Genomic DNA, 19,100 nt, shown 5'->3' with positions numbered 1-19,100 from the left:
TTGATTTTAACCGCAAAAGAGACAAAAGATTATTTTAAAGTTTAGATAAACAAAGCTCTCAAAAGAATAAAAATCAAAGATTTTTAAATACTGTTGTGGTTAAATAGAAAGTTTATTTTTTTTAAGTGATAATTAAAATTTAAGGCCTAAACGGATATTATAAAATACGCCGCTTTTAGCTCCGGGAATAATGTCTTCAATGAAAGCTCCTTTCCTGAAATACTGGATACCGCTTACCAATGCCATATATTTGTTAAAACTGTACGTAAAATTGGTTAAATATGCCGTCCCGATATATCTTTTATCAGAGCTGCTGCCCGGACGATTCAGGGCTCCGCTTGGTCTGTAGACCCCATCCTGAAGAGAATATCTCCAGTTGAACACAACATCTGCCTGCATTTTAAGCTTTGAAGAAAGATCTAACGTAACGTAAGGATGAATATCAATAAGATTCACTGGTCCAACCTGCGGACTGAACCCGAAATACCCGCCTTTCGGATACAGAGGATTAAAGGTCTGAAGCGTATTGTCATCTTTGGAACGGTCTCCCGAGATATAATCATTGCGGAGATTAATGCTGGGTTTAAACTTTATATTTTCAAATAAATATCCAAGATCTACAGAGCCTGTCCATGCGCGAATCGCCTTATCCCCGAAAGTTCCGAACTGGTAGGCAGCTTCCAGGTTGTAGATGAATCCTCCGCCGTATTTCCAGAAACGTGCACCGAGTGTATGTCGTTTTTCTTTGGCAATTCCTGCTTCGAAAACCGCATTATCCCTGCGGATTCCCAGATAATACATATCCAGATTCCCGGCTTTCTGAAAGATGATTTTAGAATAAGCTCCCCAAAGGTTAAGCTGTTTCGATATTTTATTATCAAAAACTCCGGCGTTAATGCTGTCTGCCATCATCACAAATGCATCCACCGAAAAATCCTTCTGCTCATACATCAGTTTGGCTCCGGTGAATGAAAGCCTTACATTCGGGCCTTCCCTTACGGATATTAATCTCCCAGAACCGTAATCCAGTTCCTGTCTTCCTACACGAAAAACGAGATTTTTATCCTGGCTTTTAAAAGCTTTAACATCAACAAAGAGATTCTGAATGCTCAGCTCATCTTCGTCAATTCCTCGGGGACCATTTTTTCTTCCGCTCTGCAAGGCGCTCCGCATTTGTGAAAATATTCTGACACGTTCTCCAAAATGAAGATCTGCATGAAGATCATACCGTTGGAGGAAAAAGTTATTGTGTCCGAGATTCAGCCTGCCCCAGTCTTCATTGTTGAAATCGACATATTCATACCGTGCTTCTCCCCCAAAAGATAAATAGATATTTTTCTCATTATTAAGCGGGAGAAATTTCACCTTATTATAAAAAGTGCCTGAAGAATCTTTGAGATATTCATAGTTTTCATCGTATCGCAACAGCTTAAAAGACTGCGCAGAGATCTTTCCCGAAAACAAGATAACCATTAAAATTCCGGAGAGGCAGGATATGAAATATGAAGACTTCAACATTTTAATTTTAAATATTAATGATTCAGCATATTGTGAGCATAGTGAATTCCCAGTCCGTACGATCCTCCGTATTTTTTCATCAGGTCGGTTACCGCTACATAAGTTTCCTGACGGGCCCAGTCTCTCTGAAGCTCCAACAGATACTGTACAGAAGTTACAGGTTTCACACCAGCGTGGATCATACGTTGTATAGCTCTTTCATGAGCTTCATCGCTTACATCGCCGCAGGCATCTGTAATGACATATACATCATAATTTTCTTCCAGCGCAGACAAGGCTGGGCCTACGATACATACCCCTGTCCATAAACCTGCAAGAACAAGTTTCTGTTTTTGAGTCCCTGTAATGGCTTTGTAAGCCGCTTCGTCTTCCCAGGTATTCATGGTAGTACGGTCGATATAGTTTGAAGTTTCCATAGGATAGGCTTCCTGAACTTCAGGAAATGCAGGACCCGAAAAACTTTGTTCGGCAACGGTTGTTACAACGGTAGGAACATTGAATATTTTTGATGCTCCGCAAATGATGGCGACATTATTTCTTAATTCGCTGATGGCGATACTTTTTGTGGCAAATGCCATTTGTCCTTCAAAATCAATCAGTACCAATGCGTGATTCTCCGGTGATAATAAGTTTGTAGATGGTTTCATAAAAGTTTATTTTGGTTAAATATGTATTTAAATCTTAAAAAAAAATTGCCCGCAACTTCAGCCACAGGCAATCGGGGCTAATTATTGTTTTAAAAACTTAAGGAGTTCTGCATTGAATTTATCCTTTTCTTCCAGGAATAATGCGTGTCCGCTGTTTTCAAAAGGAATTAAGGTAGATCCTTTGATGGCTTTGTTCATTTCCTCTGCTAAAGCATACGCCACAATCCGGTCCTGTTTTGCCTGCATGATAAGGGTTGGAATTTTAATTTTCGGCAGGTCACCTCTTAAATCTTCATCCCGTAAAGCGATTAATGCCTGTTCCATGGCATATGCCGATGACTGCATTTCGATTCCGCCTAACCAGGCACCAATACCCGGTGAAACAGAAGTTGGAGATAAAACGAATCTTTCACCAATGGTGTTCAGTAATCCAGGTCTGTCTACGCTGACAAGGTCTACCCATTTGGTGATTTCTTCTTTGGTAAATAATGGATAAGGATAATCCGGTTTTTTGGTATGAACAGGTGCTGCAGCAGCAAACAATGCTAACTTGCTTACATGAGCAGCGTTATATTTTGCCACGTAATGCAAAGCGATAGCGCCGCCCATTGAGTGCCCGCCTAACGTAGCATCTTTGATATCCAATTTGTCTAAAACCGTTTTAATATCAGAAGCAAACTGGTCGTAATTGTATTTTCCGTATGGTTTATCCGATTGTCCGAATCCTCTCAAAGTAATCCCGATCACACGGTGTCCTGCCTTGATTAAAGGAAGATACTGATATTCCCATGAAGCGTCGCTCACAGGATATCCGTGAATTAAAACAACCGGTTTTCCTTCACCTAGGTCGGTTACGTGAAGCCTTACATTGGGCTCAACTTCGATGTATTCTGCTCTTGCCTGGGTAGTAGTCTGTGCTGCATCCTGGGATTGATTTTCTGATTTGCTTGCCTTTGTGCAGGAAACAAACATAAGGGCCGATAAAACAGCAACTGCGATAATGGGTTTAGTTTTTTTCATGATAAAATATTTTAAAGGTTATATTTATTTCCCTGACTAATGCCAAAAAACAACCTAAAGACTTAAAATATTGATTTGTAATACATTAAATAAAACACAGAATGGAATATTTTACGTAATACCGTAAATTTATTAACTCCTTATTCGCTTTAATAAAGAATTGTGTATTCCTGAAAAAGAAATTGAGTTCGAATTTGTATAAAATTTATTTTTAAATTTTGGTTAAAGTCGAATGTAGAGTTTGGTAGAGAAAAGCGGGCTAAGCACGCCCCTATTGAATTGAGGATATTTTTTAATTTTGAAGCACCTTTACATTATATAGAAGCGGATTCCTGAGTTTTTTACTGCATTTCGATCCATTAAAAATATTTCCAAACAGGTTCCGGACCTATCGAGAGACGTTGTTTAATGGTCCGGAGGCGTTATTTACCGTAACAGATAGGTCGTATAACCTCTCAGACCATGTTAGTAACGTATCCGGCGGGGTTCAGGACGTATATTTTGGGGTTATATAACGTATTGTGAGACGTTGTTCACCTATCTGCACACGTAATTTGATGATCTGGAGATGTTTTTCACCTCAACAGATAGGTTGTATAACCTATCCGACGACATTTAGTAACCTGTCCGGCGGGGTTCAGGACGTGTATTTCGGGGTTGTATAACGTATCGCGAGACATGGTTTATCTGTCCGGAGAGGTTTCACATTCATCACGACCTATTTCAGAATGCTTCGGATGAGTAATTCGCGATAGTATATAGGTTTACACAGCCATCTGATGGCATAGTATAATGATCCGGTTAAGGTAAATAATGTATCTTTTGGGGTTGTTTAACCTTTTCGAAACGTTAATTACTCATCCGAAGTGTTATGTAAATATCCGGAGCATTAAAAAACGTCATCGATTAGCCTGAATACCTGTCCGTAACATTACGGAGCGTCATCGGTTCATTATTTTAACTGTTCAAATATGATTTAAACCTGTTGAATTATGCCTCCACTTCGACCAAGGAGTTAGTTTTAGATTTTTTAAACATTTGAAAAAGAAAAATATTCCAAAGAATAAGTTCATAGCCATAGACCGTATCTTCTACAGGAATAGTTAATATTCTGATCCCCATAAACTCTTCGGGATTGTAGTTTACGATGGGAGATTCCAGTCCGGTGCCTGTCAATATTCCGTTGACCATCAGAAAACCCGGCATTAGAAGAAGGTAAACAAAAGAAACTTTTCCGATCCATCTTACTTTCAATAAAAATTTTAAAATAAAAAGGCTACAGACTGTTGACAGAAAAGTAATAAAGGTATAAATCTTTTCCCTGAACCAGAGTGCAATACATAAAGCAATAATAATACTTATTATTACAAAAATTTTCTCCGGAAGCGGCTTCCAGTCGAGTTTAAAAAATTTATCCAAACAGAAATAGGTAAAAAGACAGGCAAAAGGAATACAGATAAAGAAAAGCAGCTCTTCCAGGGGAAGTCCGGCAAAACGTATTCCTAAAAGATATTGGTCATTGAACCACCACACTCCTATTTTTGTAAACCACGCATCCCAGGCAACAAATACCACTCCGACAATTAATGAAGCAGCTAAAAAAGCACCGAAATACCTGTTGAATTTAATCTTATAATGAAATGAAAAAATAAAACAGACGATGACCGTAAAAAAATTAATAAGAAGATAGGTATATTGCTGCATCTATTTATTTTTATTAAAATATAATTTAAAATATTTTACAGGCACCCAAAGAAAACCGAAACACTCCCCTTTCTCCTTTCCGATATGCTTATGATGCTGTTTGTGCGCTCTTCTGATAGCAAGTAAATACGGGTTTTGTGTATCACGTAAAAATTTTATCCGCTGATGAATAAAAATATCATGTACAAAAAAATAGGCCATCCCATAAAGGGCAATGCCTATCGCTATATAGAACCAGTAATTAAATCCCTGAACAGTCCCGTAATACATCAAAAGAATAGTCGGAACTGCAAAGATTACAAAAAAGTAATCGTTTTTTTCCATATGGCCGTCATTGCTGTGGTCATGATGGTCTTTGTGCAGAGACCATAAAAATCCGTGCATAATGTATTTGTGTGTGAGCCAGGTTATTCCTTCCATCACAAAAAAAGTTGCTACTACAATGAGAAAATTCATTTTTTAGTTGTATTTATTAATCTTAAAATAAAGAAGTTTTGTACTGAACATAGCAGCTCATCATTAAAGAAATTTTCGCGCCGTTGGATATTCTTATTCTTCCGTTTAATATATTCTGGGCAGATTTTCTTTTGATTTTCCTGAATAAGGATATGTAATATCTGTATGCAAGATACACCCCGAATCTAGATGAAGGCGGAAGCATTTTAATACCGATCAATGCCTGTCTGAATTCTTCTTCAATTTCTTTTTCAATTGATGATTTCACATTGTTGTCAAAGTATGTCATGTCCAGTCCCGGAAAATACACCCTTCCCAACGTGTAATAATCGTCCTTCATATCCCGTAAAAAATTTACTTTCTGGAAAGCCGATCCTAAAATCATAGCATATGGCTTAAGCTTTTCGTACTGTTCCTTGTCTCCATTTACAAAAATCTGAAGACACATTAATCCCACCACTTCTGCAGATCCCAATATATACTCTTTGTAAAGATCCGAATTATAATCTATTTTCTGAAGATCCATTTCCATACTTTTCAAAAACTGATGAATAAGGCTTTCATCAATATCATATTGATGGACGGTTTCCTGAAAAGACTGGAGAATAGGATTTAGAGAAATCCCGTCTTCCAATGCATTAAAAGTATCTTTTTTAAACTTACGGAGCAGCTTTTCTTTGTCATAATCATGGAAGCTGTCTACAATTTCATCAGCCAGACGTACATATCCGTAAATAGCATAGATAGGATTTCTGATAGCGGAAGAAAGAGCAAGGATTCCCAGTGAAAAACTGGTGCTGTACTGTTTTGTGGTCTCTTTACTTACTTTGAAAGAAAGTTCGTCAAATAATTTTTTCATAGCAATCAATTTTTTATGGCTTCTGTTGCAGCTATTTTTCCTGATATGATGGAAGGCGGTACGCCCGGTCCAGGTACGGTAAGCTGCCCTGTATAAAATAAATTTTTTATTTTTTTGTTTCTGAGTGAAGGTTTTAAAACGGCGGTCTGAGATAAAGTGTTGGCAAGCCCGTAAGCATTTCCCTGATAAGCATTGTAATCTTCCTTAAAATCTTTTACGCAATAGCTTTTTTTATAGTCAATTTTCAGCAGGAGATCGGTTGCTCCTGTATGTTTTTCGAGCCTGAGAATCATTTCCATAAAATACCTTTCTCTTATTTCTTCAGAATCTTCAATTCCCGGAGCTACGGGCATTAGCAAGAAAACATTTTCACAGTTTTCGGGCGCTACGTCCGGATCTGTTTTTGAAGGGCAGCAGGCATAGAATAATGGTTTAGTAGGCCACTTTTTATCTTTATAAATTTCATGGGTATGAAGCTCCAGATCATTTTCAAAAAACAAAGTATGATGTTTCAGGTTCGGGATTTTTTCTTTAAACCCGAGATAATAAATGAGACAGGAAGGAGCAAAAACACGTTTCTCCCAATAACTTTCATCATAATTCCTGAATTCTTCCGGTAAAAGTTTTGTTTCCGTGTGATGATAATCTGATGATGCAATAATTACGTCAAAATCAATCTGTTTCTGATTGACCGTCAGCGAAGAAGCCGCTTTTTGATTAATATTAATTTTTTCAACATCCGCATTTACATAAAAACGGGTTCCCTGCTCTTCAGCAATATTTTTCATTGCCTCTATAATTTTTGAAAAACCGCCCATTGGATACCATGTCCCTAACTTATATCCTCCGTAGTTCATTAAACTGTACAACGCAGGAATATCCTTTGGAGCAGCTCCCAGAAAAATAACAGGGAACTCCATTAAAACAATCAGTTTAGGATTATTGAAATATTTTCTTACAAAACGCTGAAAATTGGTGAGGAGATCCAGTTTCAGTGCGCTTTTGGCTATTTTCGGAGATACGAATTCAAACCAGGAGTGGCATGGCTTATTCACAAAATCCTGCATCCCGACCTCATATTTATACTGTGCATCTTTCATAAATGCATCCAGTTTTTTTCCGGCTCCGGGTTCTGTTTTTTCAAACAGTTCTTTCATTTCTTCATAGTTATGAGGAATATTCATGGTGCCGTCTGAAAAAACCATTTCAAATTGCGGATCCAAAGGAATGAGCGTATAGAAATCTGTGGCTTTTTTACCAAAATCATTAAAAAATGATTCTATAATATCGGGCATCCAGTACCAGCTGGGCCCCATATCAAATGTGTAGCCGTTATCTGTTGTAAATTTCCTGGCTCTTCCTCCAATGCTGCCGTTCTTCTCAAAAAGATGAACTTCATGGCCTTCCTTTGAAGCATATGCCGCAGCCGAAAGTCCTGAAAATCCAGATCCTATTACCGCAATCTTTTTTTTCATAGTTAATTTTTAAATGAATGTTCTTCGTAAACTGTTTTAATAAGATCTTTACTGTCAATATTTTTTGAGAAAATAGGATAATGAAATCGATCTAACTTATTAAGCATTCTGATAAGCTCCATTTTTTCACTGTAGGTAAGATTTCCTGAAACAATATCCGTGGCCTGCCGAATCTTTGTCATCTGTTTTTCAAGTGCTTCATTACCTTTTTCAGAAATTTTTATCAATTTATTTCTTCGGTCTATATCAGATTCTGTCTGCTCAATCCAACCATTCTTAAGCAACCTGGTGATAATGAGCATTCCTACAGGCTTATCATGAATATTCTTTTTAATGAGCTCCATTTTGGTCATTTGTCCAAATGCTCTGAGATTAATAAGATAAATAAAATCTTCCTGTGTCACAAAATCAGAATCCGAAATGGCAGATTTCGAATAGTTTTTGGCGTATCTGTTCAAATGTAGCAGTAAAGTAGTAATAGCGCTTTCAGGAGATCTTCCTTTTTCTTTTCCTTCCCAATAAGGCTCGTCTATTTGTGAATTTCCTGAGGATGTGCGATCGCAAACCCATTCTTTAAAACCATTGATATCAGCAGTATAATACTGTTTATCATTTTCTTTTTCAAACTTTTCGAGAAGATCAATGACTTCTTTTGTCATTCTGTAATTCATGATATTGAATTTTTATATAAATATACTAATTTTTTAGATCTTAGTACAATAATATACTATCATCATTTTTTATGCCAAAAAACTTTTTAAAAAAAATTTAGAAAGTCCCTAAACAAGGCATGTTTATTGTAACCTACAAAGGACACCAATTAAAAATTTAATATGAACAACGAAAAAACAGTATCAGTACTAAATGATTTACTGAACATCACGAACGACAGAATTGAAGGATTTTCTAAAGTAGAGGACAAAGTATGGGACACCCATTCTGCTCTGAAAAATGATTACGACCAGATGGTATCACAGTCTCAGACTATGAAATCTGATCTTATCAGGCTTATTAATGAAAAAGGAGGTGAGGCTGACAATTCAACAAGTACCGCAGGTGCCGTGCACAGAGCATGGATCGACATCAAAAATTCTTTTACCGGCAACAAAGATGAGTCTACCCTTGAAAATGTTGTATTTGGGGAAAAAGTGGCAATCAATGCTTATGAGGATGCTTTAGAAAGCGGAGATCTTTGTCCGGAAAGTTCACAGGTTGTTTCTGATCATCTTCATCATTTGAAATCTTCTTATTCAAGATTTGAAAATCTGGAAGAATTAAGTTAATACCTACTGTTTCAGTAGTATTAGAAATAAGAGAACTCTTTGTAGGGTCCTCTTATTTTTTTGTTTTTAATGTTTAAGAAATTAATTTAAAGATTTTTAAAATGGAACTAATCTTAATTTCTTAGAATTTTAAAGGTATAATTTTTAAAGCATTAACAACTTAGTTTCTGCTTTTATAGTGTATGGTAGAAAGATTTTTAAGTACTTCTGCGCTTTGTTCCGGAGTTATATCTCTTTGTGCTTCGGCGAGCATTTCATAACCCACCATGAATTTTTTAACCTCTGCATTACGAAGAAGCGGCGGATAAAAATGCATGTGGAAATGCCATTCGGGATGTGAAATTCCGTCAGTTGGAGATTGGTGAATTCCTGCAGAATATGGAAACGAAATTTCAAAAAGATTATCATATTTAATGGTAAGATCTTTTATTATTTCGGCCAAATCATATTTCTCGTCTTCCGAAAACTCAAGGATATTTCCGGCTTTCCTTTTGCTGATGATCATCGTTTCATAAGGCCAGACCGCCCAAAATGGAACCAAAACAACAAAGCTTTCATTTTCAAGTACCATTCTTTCACCGTATTCAAGTTCTTTTTTAAGGTAATCTTCCAACAGTGATCTTCCGGATTTTTCAAAATAGTTTTTAAGATTTTCCTGAGTTTTTACCACGGCAGTCGGAATCGATGACTGAGCCCAGATCTGACCGTGCGGATGAGGATTACTGCACCCCATGATCTGCCCTTTATTCTCGAAAATCTGTACATGATTAATGAATTCTTTACTTCCGAGTTCATCATACTGCTGCTGCCAGACGTCAATTACCTCTTTAATAGCGTCCTTTTCCATTTCAGGCAACGTAAGGCTGTGATTTTCAGAAAAACAGATTACTCTATTAATTCCTCTTTCAGGTTTTATGGAAAAAAAATCTGAATTGTTAACAGAAAAATCCACCTTATCGCTGAGCAAAGATCCGAAGTCATTGTCGAAGACATAGACCCCCTTATAGTCGGGATTTTTTTCACCGTTTGCCCTTTCATTTCCCGGGCAAAGGTAGCATCCGGAATCATAAGCCGGCAATTCTTCCTGAACCGTTTTTTCGGTCTGTCCCTGCCACGGTCTGTTGGAGCGTTGCGGAGAAACCAGAATCCATTCGTCGAGAAGCGGATTGTATCTTCTGTGAGGGTGTTTTTTACTGTCAAATGCTACATTCATTGTTGGTATATTCTTTTATTCCTTCGGAAATTTTAACCTGATACACTTTTAGCTGAATATTGAATTTAGCTTCGTATTTTTCACGGATTCTGCTGATTACATTTTCAACAAAATCTTCTTTGATAAGATTGATACTGCAGCCGCCAAATCCGCCTCCCATCATTCTTGCCCCGATAACGCCTTTTTCCTGTAAGGTCTGCTCCACCAGAAAATCAAGTTCATTACAGCTTACCTCAAATTCATTGGAAAGTCCGAAATGGGTTTCGGTAAGCAATTTTCCGAGACATGCAGCATTATTTTCAGAAAGTGCAACAGCAGCCTGCTCTACCCTTCCGATTTCTTTCAGGAGGTAGAGACATCTTTTGTATCTAATTTCTCCTATTTCTTCACGCACTGCATCAAGCATATCTACACTGAAATCCCGGAATTTTGTAATTTCCGGAAATTTTTTCCAAAGTGCATTTTTTCCGTTGTCTACATCTCTGCGCCTGTCGTTGTACCCGGAAGTAAGATGCGTATGCTTGACACAACTGTCAAATAAAACTAGGCTGTAGCCTTTGAGATCCGCGTTAAAATATTGATGATCCAGCGAGTGACAGTCGAGCATGATGACTTTTTCCTCTTTTCCGAAAACGGACGCAAACTGATCCATAATTCCGCACTTTACTCCGACATAAGTATGTTCTGACTTCTGCCCGATCAAAGCGAGTTCTTTTTTAGAAAAACCGAGGTTAAAAATCTGATTGAGAATATAGGCAAAACCACATTCCAGCGCTGCAGATGAAGATAACCCCGAACCCATAGGAATTGTGCTGCTGAACGCTATATTTAAGCCTCCAATTATTTTTCCTTCTTCCTGAATGGCATTAAAAACTCCCAGTAAATAGTTAACCCAGGTCTGCGAAACCGGCGATTGTTTTTCTTTAACATTAAAACTGAAACTGTCATTAAAATCTACTGCGAAAAAGGTGCACATATCAGAATTTCCTGCCTTTTCAACAGCAAAACAAATGTATTTGTCAATGGCTGCCGGCAAAACAAAGCCATCACTATAATCTACATGCTCACCGATAATATTTATTCTTCCGGGAGAAAGGAAAATATGCTCCGGTTGGGTTTGAAAGGCTTTTCGAAAAGCCTCTTTCGTATTATTAATTAATTTTTCCTGGATCAAAATAAGAGTATTGTAATGAATTTTATAAGTGTTAAATGTACACGTATATTTCAAATAAACAAGGTTGTTTTTTTAAAATTATTCCATAAAATAATTAAATTCTTTACGGTATTGTGACGGGCTTTTCTTGATATATTCTTTAAACGTTTTATTAAAATAGCTGAAATTGTTGAATCCGGATTCAAAACAGACTTCGGTAATGCTTAACGGCTGTTCCGCAAGGAGTTTCAGCGAATGGGTAATCCGGTATTCATTGACAAACTGGGTAAATGTTTTATTGGTAATTTTCTTAAAATAACGGCAAAACGATGGCACTTTCATATTGGCAAGATCCGCTATTTCTTCCAGCGTGATCTGTTCTTTAAAATGGTCCTTCACATAATTAAATATATGGTTGATTCTCTCATTATCCTCCACTTGTGTCTGTAGATAATATTTCCCGGCATTCAGTATTCTGTAATCCTGTGTGGTGGCAAGTTCATCTAATATTTCCAGGAAGTTCAGCAGCTTGTTGAGCGATGACATTTCGTGCATATCAGCAATTTTCTTACCCACTGTTTTTTTTATATTTTCGTTAAAAACAATTCCGGCTTTTGATTTTTCAAGCAGGGCAGAAACCCGCTGCATTTCAGGAGTTTCCCAGATATTTTCTCCCAAAAAATCCGGCTTGAACTGGATGACCATTTCGTAATCGTTATTGGTATTTTCGTTGGTAAGTCCGCAATGTGGAAGATTGCTCCCGATCAATACGAGATCTCCATCCGAAAAATAGGAGATATTACTCCCGATCTGTCTCTTTCCGGAACCTTTGCAAACAAATATTAGTTCTACTTCCGGATGATAATGCCAGACGTGAGATTTTATATTTTCATTACGCTGAAACTTCAGACTTGTAAAACTGCTTCCGATATTAGGTTTTATGGCTTCAAAAGCAGGATTGGCATGTTTCATATGATGTCCAATTAATTATATGTAAAATTAACAATTAATATTTAATTAATATAACAATCAGGTTAATATTGTACATATATGTGAAAATTGTATTGTAGAATTGAAAGAGGATCTGCTGTAGATTTGCAGTATAAATTATTGATAACAAAAAACTTGTCATTATGAATACATTTTTAAAATCTACTTTTCTTGCAGGATTCTTATTAATCTCAGCAAGCTTGATGAGTAAAGACAGAGACTTTTCTATTGCTTTAGGAACGGTGAGTGCAAAAACAATAAACTTTGAGATATCTAATGCTAAAAATGTTTCATTGTTTGTATATAACGATATAGACGGCGAAATATTTTCTGAAAAACTTGATGCGGAAAACGTTATTTCAAAATCTTACGATCTTAAGGAACTTTCTACAGGTACTTATTATCTGGTGGCGGAATCTGAAGGAAAAGTTGAAAAATACAGAATCAGCATTAACAAAGATAATGTGATGGAAGTTGATAAAACCCCTGTAAGTGTTATCAACAAACCGGAATATAGTGTTTCAGGTAACTTTGTAAAACTTCATATGTCTGCTGTAAAAAATCCTGTAATGATTTCTGTAACAGATTTTTCAGACAACAACTATTACACAGCAACCAAGCAGTCTGAAAACGGAGATCTGAATGTTACTTTTGATCTGGACAAAAATACATCAGAAAATTACATTATCCGGGTAGAAGAGAACGGAAATGTTTTTAATAAGATCATTTCATTAAAATAAAGAACATTTAGTGTAATACTAATTATTCCATATACTAATTATTATATAGTTATTCCGATTAATACCGGATAAAATTTCAAGTACAGTTATTTTTTATAAGGCAACTCTTCTTTCAAATACAGAAAAGAGTTGCCTTATTTTTAATTATGGTGGCCCATATTCAGTTTGATTTTTTTCAAATCTTCCAGCTCATGCACAGGTCTTTCAATATCATACGGGATAGACGTTTTAGAGAAAGTCTGGAAATATAATAGACAAGCATCTTTCCACCAGACAGCATCTTTCGCCTGGATTTTTAGTTTCGAATGTACTTCCGTAAACCTTTGTTCGTCGATATAAGGTTCCATCGTGTCCCAGAGTTTCTGGTAATTCCTCACCTTATGAACTCCTGAATCATATTTGTAGCAAAGTTCTTCCCATAATGTTTTCCCATCTTTCATTTTATACTCCCATGGAACATGATGAAACCAAAGGATAAGATTTTCCGGACACGTTTTAATATTTCCATAAATGTCATTTAATGGAGGAAAATATTGTGAAACCGCGTTACTTCCTGTTACGGTTCTGTCAAATCCTACTCCATTTTTATCGGCCTGATGATAATAGACCGGCGACCAGTCGGGTCTACCGCCTTTGTAATCTCCCCAAGGTTCGGGACCGTAATGATGTCCTCCTGCGAAAATATGATGAAGTCCTAAAGGCATCATGTAGTCAACAACCGTTTCCCTTGAAGTAAGCATCATTTCTTTCACCGGGTTAACGAATTTTTCATTATCCGTAAAGGTCATTGTAATCCATTCGTCGGCAATCTGTTCTGGCGTAAGCTCATGATTCCACGCAAGGCGTCCGAATGCATACCAGTTGGCCTGTGCAAAATGATGGCCTGTCCAGTTGGTATCTTCTCCGATATTGGCCACAGCAGAAATGGCTGTGATTTTTGCGGGTCTTAATGTTCCGTCGGTAATTTTAGCAATTGTGGAACCTTCACCATTAGAATAAGTATCGCTTTCCAAAGTTTCTTTGAATAAAGGAGCGAGATAAGCCAGATGATTAGCCTGTCCCAGATATTCCTGTGTGATCTGAAATTCCACCATTTCAGGAGTTTTCTTTAATGCACCAAACAAAGGATTAAATGCTTCACGAGGCTGAAAATCAACAGGTCCGTTTTTAATCTGAATGATCACATTATCCCTGAATTTTCCATCAAGAGGAACAAATTCCAGATAAGCCTGCTTCGCGCGGTCATCTTTGCTCGGACTGTATACGAAAGCCCTCCACATTACGATTCCTCCGTATGGTTTTAAAACATCAGCCATCATATTGGCTCCGTCGGCATGCGTTCTTCCATAATCCTGCGGTCCCGGCTGGCCTTCTGAATTGGCTTTCACCAAAAATCCGCCGAAGTCAGGAATTAATTTATATATTTCTGAAGCTTTATTTTTCCACCATTTCTGAACATTTTTATTTAACGGATCTGAATTTTCGGTTCCTCCCAACACTTTTGGCGAGGCAAAATTGACCGAAAGATAAACCCTGATGCCATACGGTCTGAAAATATCGGCAAGTATTTTTACTTTTTTCAGATAGTCTTCACGAAGCATGTTTGGAGAGGCATTAACATTATTCAATACTACAGCATTGATCCCGACAGAGGCATTTGCTCTTGCGTATTCTTCATATCGGGGAGAAATTGTATTCGGAAGATCTTCCCATTTCCAGAGAGAATGGCCTGCATAACCGCGTTCAATCGTTCCGTCCAGATTATCCCAATGGTTTAGAATTCTTACATCGTACGAAGGTTTTTCTGTAATGTTTAAATCGGCAGTGGAAACGTTGGTTTGCTGAAGCCGTAAAATATGATAAACGCCATACAACAAGCCGATTTCTTTTGCAGAAGCAATGACAATTTTATTCTGTCCGGATTTTATGGTGTAACCATCTTTCAGGCTTTTTAAAGATTTATCTGTTCGCAGCTCCACGGTTTGGCCCTGCCAGTGACTGCTCAGTTCTTTTCTGGCAATATTCAGCGTCGCACTGTTTCCTTTAGCGATAATCTGATCTGCAGAAATTCCGTTTTTTGCTGGAAAGCGAAGCCAAAGCTGACTTCCGTCTTCCGCGAAGGTCATTAACGGAATCATTAGAAATGCGATAAAATAAATTCGGAAATGCTGCATGGCAATTTTTTTAACATTTAATTTAAATTCCATAGGTTTCAACTACGGCTATTGTTATTGAACCCTTCGGGTTCCGCGTGTGAAATTGGTTTAAAAACTTTGTCAAAGTTCAGAATTTTGACAAAGTTGATTGCATTTTACTGATTTTCGTCCAATCCTTCGATGGTTTTTATTTTACCGTTTTCATCATATTCAATTTCTACAACCTTCATGCTTCTGAGCCATGTTCTTCCTCCGCTCGGAACACTGTCGTGAAAAAACAGGTACCATTTCCCTTTAAATTCAACAATACTATGATGGGTAGTCCAGCCTACTACCGGTGTTAAAATTTCACCCTGAAAAGTGAATGGTCCGTAAGGATTATCTCCGGTTGCATAACAAAGCAGATGAGTGTCACCGGTTGAATACGAAAAATAATATTTACTGTTGTATTTGTGCATCCAGGAAGCTTCAAAGAAACGGTGTTTGTCTCCGTGAAGAAGCGGATTTCCCTTTTCGTCGAGGATAAGAATGTCTTTAGGTTCTTCACCAAATTCCAGCATATTGTCGCTTAACAAAGCAACTTTGGACGGAATGGCAGGCTCATCATCCTGAGGAATTACGGCAGATTCCAGGGCTTTATTATTTCGGTAACGCTGAAGCTGTCCGCCCCAGATCCCTCCGAAATACATATAATGTTTTCCATCTTCTTCAAAAATACAAGGATCGATGCTGTAGCTTCCCATCATTGGGTGTTTTTCAGGGACGAAAGGTCCGTAAGGTTTGTCACTCACCGCAACCCCGATTCTGAAGATATCGTTTTTGTCTTTCAAGGGAAAGTACATAAAATATTTGCCATTTTTAAAAGCAACATCGCAGTCCCAGAGCTGTCTCCCCGACCATGGAATATCTTTAACGGAAAGCACCACACCATGATCCGTAATTTCTCCGTTTTCTACATCATCTAAAGAAAATACATGGTAATCATTCATATCAAAGTGATCTCCGTTATCATTTTCTTCAATTCCGCTTTCGCGGTCGTGGGAAGGATAGATATAAATTTTCCCCTCAAAAACATGGACAGAAGGGTCTGCCATATAGTCGTTCGGGAATAGATATTTTGCTTTGTTCATTTTAGTTTAGACTTTTAGATAATAGATTGATAATTGATAATTGATAATTGATAATTGATAATTGATAATTGATAATTGATAAATAATGATTTATTATTTATTTTTTCTCTTTTGTTAATTGAATAATTTTTTCAACCACTGGTTTTGCTTTAAAATTACGGTCGAAAAGTAAAGGATAATCGGTTCTGCCTTTTACCGGGAAATCATTTTTCCATGATTGTTTATCGGTAACACCCCACAACGTCACTCTTCTGATTTTGTCTTCGTGTTTGATGAAAAGACGGAAGAAATCAAGATAACGATTTTCCCATTCTTTCTCTATATTTTCAGGAAGACCTTTGGTGTAAGGATTCATCTTCGCCTGATATTTTACCGTATCTGAGACGTTGGCAGAAGTTCCCCAAGGTGAAGGCAGCGCACTGATGTCCATTTCAGTAATATTTACTTTTACTCCGGCGGATGCATAATCTGTTATCGCTTTTTCATATTCCGCCAGTTTCGGAGTATCCAGGCCAACGTGTGTCTGCATTCCTACACCATCAACTCTTATTCCTCTGGATTTCATTTTTTTAACGATATTAATAACTGTCTTTACCTTTTCAGGATACCATTCATTATAATCATTGTAATACAGTTCAGCATTCGGATCAGCTTCCTGAGCGTATTGGAATGCCAAAGGGATAAATTCCTCGCCAAGGATTTCATAAAACTTACTTTTTCTGTACGTTCCGTCTTCCATGATGGCTTCATTGACTACGTCCCAACCTTTCACGCGGCCTTTGTATCTTGAAACAACGGTTGTAATGTGATTTTTCATTCGTTGTTTCAACACCTCAGCAGAAACATCTTTCCCGTCTTTGTCCACAAAAAACCATTTTGGCAACTGTGAATGCCAGATCAGGGTATGACCGATGATAAACATTTTATTCTTTTCACCAAAAGCCACAAAGCGGTCGGCGTCATCAAAAAAGAATTTTCCTTCCTGAGGCTGCAGAAACATGGATTTCATACAGTTTTCCGCCACAATAGAGCTGAATTGTGAAGCGATAATCTGATCTGATTTCACATCCGTTCCGTTGATTTGCGGAAGACTCATGGCTGTACCGATATAAAATTTATCTTTAAAAGCTTTTTTCAGAGAATTTCCTGTTTTTTGAGCGACTGCATTTGATGCGGCCAGCATTATTAAGCCTAATGTAATTATTCGTTTCATAGTCATATTATTTTCTTCTTTCCGCCAGATCTTTTTCGATCTGAACTTCCATTTTTTTATTGATTTTATAGAATAAAAGTAATCCGCATGCGATGAAAAAAGGAATCGAAGGAAAAACGCTTACCAGCATTTTAGCTCCTGCAGCCACCGTTTCAGGCTGAACCACATTTTCCGTACCCTCCGTAGAAATATATCCGTACTTACCGATAATCAATGCTACCAATGAGCTTCCGATGCTTAAACCTACCTTCAAACCTACCATCATGGCAGAAAAGATAATAGCGGTGGCTCTCCTGTTGTTTTTCCACTCGGAATAATCGGCTACATCTGCAATCATAGCCCAAAGTAAAGGAGTACTGATTCCGTAAAAGAATCCGTGCAAAATCTGAGAAAGGAACATTATTCCTACTGCTTTCGGAGGATAAAAAACAAAGAACAGAACAAATAAAGTGGAAATAAACAGCGATGCGATGAAGGTATCACGCTTTCCGTATTTATCGGCAAACCTTTTGGAAAAAGTAATTCCAACGATCATCATAATGATTCCTCCCGCATTAAACAATCCGAAACCGGCAGACTTAGGATCTTCACCGAAGAAATTCATTCCTACCGAGTTAAAAAATGTGGTAATGGGTGAAATAAAGCTTTTAAGAGAAGCTTCATCCACATAATTGTTAAAGTAATACACATAAGCGCCGCCTTTCATCGCCAGGGTTATGAAAATGAAAGCTGTAACAGTAAGCATAATAATCCATGGCCTGTTTTGGAAAACATCTTTTAAATCTTCTTTTAAGGTTGATTTCTGTTCAGGTTTTGGGATGATTCTTTCTTTGGTAGTGAAAAAGGTAATCAGCAACATTACGGAGCCAATTATCGCAAGCCAGGTCATTACCGTTTCGATACCGGCAGCTTTATCTCCATTTCCTACAGATAAAATGATTGGCAACATAAATACCTGAACGAAAAACTGGGCAAACATCACCGCCACAAAACGGTAAGAAGAAATACTGTTACGTTCTGACATATCTCCCGTAATAACACCGCTTAGTGCTGCGTACGGCAGGTTATTCGCTGCATATAACAACAGTAACAAGGAGTACGTTGCTGCAGCGTAGATCATTTTACCTTTATAAGAAAAATCGGGTGTACTGAAAGCTAACAAAGCAGTAATCCCAAGCGGAACAGACGTGAAAAGAATCCACGGACGGAATTTCCCCCATCTTGTTGCAGTACGGTCTGCCAAAGCTCCTACCATCGGATTGAACCCGAAGCCGGCAATTAATCCTACTATCAATGTTATGACTGATGCATCCTCTGCTTTTAGTCCGTAAATATCCGTATAAAAATAAGCGAGATAGGTTACCAAAGTCTGAAAAACAAGATTGGCAGCAAGATCTCCCAGGCTGTAGCCTATTTTTTCGATGACAGATATTTTCTGTGATGGATTGTTCATATCGTTGTAGATGTATTAGTAGATGATTGATTAATGATAAATGATTATAGATGATAGACTGACAGATCATAGATTTTCTAATCTGTTTCT

17 protein-coding genes are annotated in these 19,100 nt (G+C 37.5%); 2 read left to right on the top strand and 15 right to left on the bottom strand.

Annotated elements, in window-relative coordinates; translation table 11 throughout:
* Window positions 1–132: 132 nt before the first annotated feature.
* The 8 genes from M0D58_RS01550 to M0D58_RS01515 form a co-directional block, all read right to left on the bottom strand.
* Window positions 133–1,518 (bottom strand): alginate export family protein, encoded by a 1,386-nt coding sequence (locus M0D58_RS01550; protein WP_248393030.1) that lies wholly within the window; start codon window positions 1,516–1,518, stop codon window positions 133–135.
* A gap of 14 nt (window positions 1,519–1,532) precedes the next feature.
* A complete protein-coding gene (locus tag M0D58_RS01545; protein WP_248393028.1) occupies window positions 1,533–2,165 on the bottom strand; it encodes a hydrolase in 633 nt (210 codons plus the stop codon).
* Between the two features lie 81 nt (window positions 2,166–2,246).
* On the bottom strand, window positions 2,247–3,185 hold the full coding sequence (locus M0D58_RS01540; protein ID WP_248393026.1) for an alpha/beta fold hydrolase: 939 nt from the start codon (window positions 3,183–3,185) through the stop codon (window positions 2,247–2,249).
* A 990-nt stretch (window positions 3,186–4,175) separates the two neighbouring features.
* The gene (locus tag M0D58_RS01535; protein WP_248393025.1) at window positions 4,176–4,889 is read right to left on the bottom strand and encodes a lycopene cyclase domain-containing protein; all 714 of its coding nucleotides are present in this window, start codon (window positions 4,887–4,889) and stop codon (window positions 4,176–4,178) included.
* Window positions 4,890–5,345: a sterol desaturase family protein gene (locus tag M0D58_RS01530; RefSeq protein WP_248393024.1), complete on the bottom strand. Its 456-nt coding sequence runs from the start codon at window positions 5,343–5,345 to the stop codon at window positions 4,890–4,892.
* Window positions 5,346–5,367: 22 nt separating this feature from the next.
* Window positions 5,368–6,204 carry a phytoene/squalene synthase family protein gene (locus M0D58_RS01525; RefSeq protein ID WP_248393023.1) on the bottom strand — a complete coding sequence of 279 codons (837 nt, stop codon included), beginning with the start codon at window positions 6,202–6,204 and terminating at the stop codon, window positions 5,368–5,370.
* 5 nt (window positions 6,205–6,209) lie between these two features.
* Window positions 6,210–7,679 carry a phytoene desaturase family protein gene (locus M0D58_RS01520; RefSeq protein ID WP_248393022.1) on the bottom strand — a complete coding sequence of 490 codons (1,470 nt, stop codon included), beginning with the start codon at window positions 7,677–7,679 and terminating at the stop codon, window positions 6,210–6,212.
* 2 nt (window positions 7,680–7,681) lie between these two features.
* On the bottom strand, window positions 7,682–8,350 hold the full coding sequence (locus tag M0D58_RS01515; RefSeq protein WP_248393020.1) for a MarR family winged helix-turn-helix transcriptional regulator: 669 nt from the start codon (window positions 8,348–8,350) through the stop codon (window positions 7,682–7,684).
* Window positions 8,351–8,512: 162 nt separating this feature from the next.
* Between M0D58_RS01515 and M0D58_RS01510 the strand changes: the two genes are divergently transcribed.
* A complete protein-coding gene (locus M0D58_RS01510; RefSeq protein WP_248393019.1) occupies window positions 8,513–8,962 on the top strand; it encodes a PA2169 family four-helix-bundle protein in 450 nt (149 codons plus the stop codon).
* Between the two features lie 160 nt (window positions 8,963–9,122).
* Here the strand turns inward: M0D58_RS01510 and M0D58_RS01505 are convergent, their stop codons facing one another.
* From M0D58_RS01505 to M0D58_RS01495, 3 genes are read right to left on the bottom strand one after another with little or no spacing between them, the layout of a single operon-like run.
* Window positions 9,123–10,175 (bottom strand): UDP-glucose--hexose-1-phosphate uridylyltransferase, encoded by a 1,053-nt coding sequence (locus tag M0D58_RS01505; protein ID WP_248393017.1) that lies wholly within the window; start codon window positions 10,173–10,175, stop codon window positions 9,123–9,125.
* Window positions 10,159–11,403: a galactokinase gene (galK, locus tag M0D58_RS01500; protein ID WP_248393015.1), complete on the bottom strand. Its 1,245-nt coding sequence runs from the start codon at window positions 11,401–11,403 to the stop codon at window positions 10,159–10,161. The genes M0D58_RS01505 and galK overlap by 17 nt, the downstream gene beginning before the upstream one ends.
* 24 nt (window positions 11,404–11,427) lie before the next feature.
* Window positions 11,428–12,300, bottom strand: coding sequence for an AraC family transcriptional regulator (locus tag M0D58_RS01495; RefSeq protein ID WP_248393012.1), 873 nt, complete (start codon window positions 12,298–12,300; stop codon window positions 11,428–11,430).
* A gap of 161 nt (window positions 12,301–12,461) precedes the next feature.
* Between M0D58_RS01495 and M0D58_RS01490 the strand changes: the two genes are divergently transcribed.
* A complete protein-coding gene (locus tag M0D58_RS01490) occupies window positions 12,462–13,058 on the top strand; it encodes a hypothetical protein (protein WP_248393011.1) in 597 nt (198 codons plus the stop codon).
* 140 nt (window positions 13,059–13,198) lie between these two features.
* Here the strand turns inward: M0D58_RS01490 and M0D58_RS01485 are convergent, their stop codons facing one another.
* From M0D58_RS01485 to M0D58_RS01470, 4 genes are all read right to left on the bottom strand, one after another.
* The gene (locus tag M0D58_RS01485; protein WP_428037176.1) at window positions 13,199–15,232 is read right to left on the bottom strand and encodes an alpha-glucuronidase; all 2,034 of its coding nucleotides are present in this window, start codon (window positions 15,230–15,232) and stop codon (window positions 13,199–13,201) included.
* 137 nt (window positions 15,233–15,369) lie between these two features.
* Window positions 15,370–16,344, bottom strand: coding sequence for a glycoside hydrolase family 43 protein (locus M0D58_RS01480; RefSeq protein ID WP_248393009.1), 975 nt, complete (start codon window positions 16,342–16,344; stop codon window positions 15,370–15,372).
* Between the two features lie 97 nt (window positions 16,345–16,441).
* Window positions 16,442–17,557 (bottom strand): endo-1,4-beta-xylanase, encoded by a 1,116-nt coding sequence (locus tag M0D58_RS01475; RefSeq protein ID WP_248393008.1) that lies wholly within the window; start codon window positions 17,555–17,557, stop codon window positions 16,442–16,444.
* Window positions 17,558–17,564: 7 nt separating this feature from the next.
* Window positions 17,565–19,010, bottom strand: coding sequence for an MFS transporter (locus tag M0D58_RS01470; protein ID WP_248393007.1), 1,446 nt, complete (start codon window positions 19,008–19,010; stop codon window positions 17,565–17,567).
* Window positions 19,011–19,100: the final 90 nt, after the last annotated feature.

Source organism: Chryseobacterium nepalense, from assembly GCF_023195755.1.
Taxonomy (GTDB): domain Bacteria; phylum Bacteroidota; class Bacteroidia; order Flavobacteriales; family Weeksellaceae; genus Chryseobacterium; species Chryseobacterium nepalense.
Note: the sequence above shows the minus strand (reverse complement) of the source record. Positions and strands in the feature narration are given on the sequence as shown.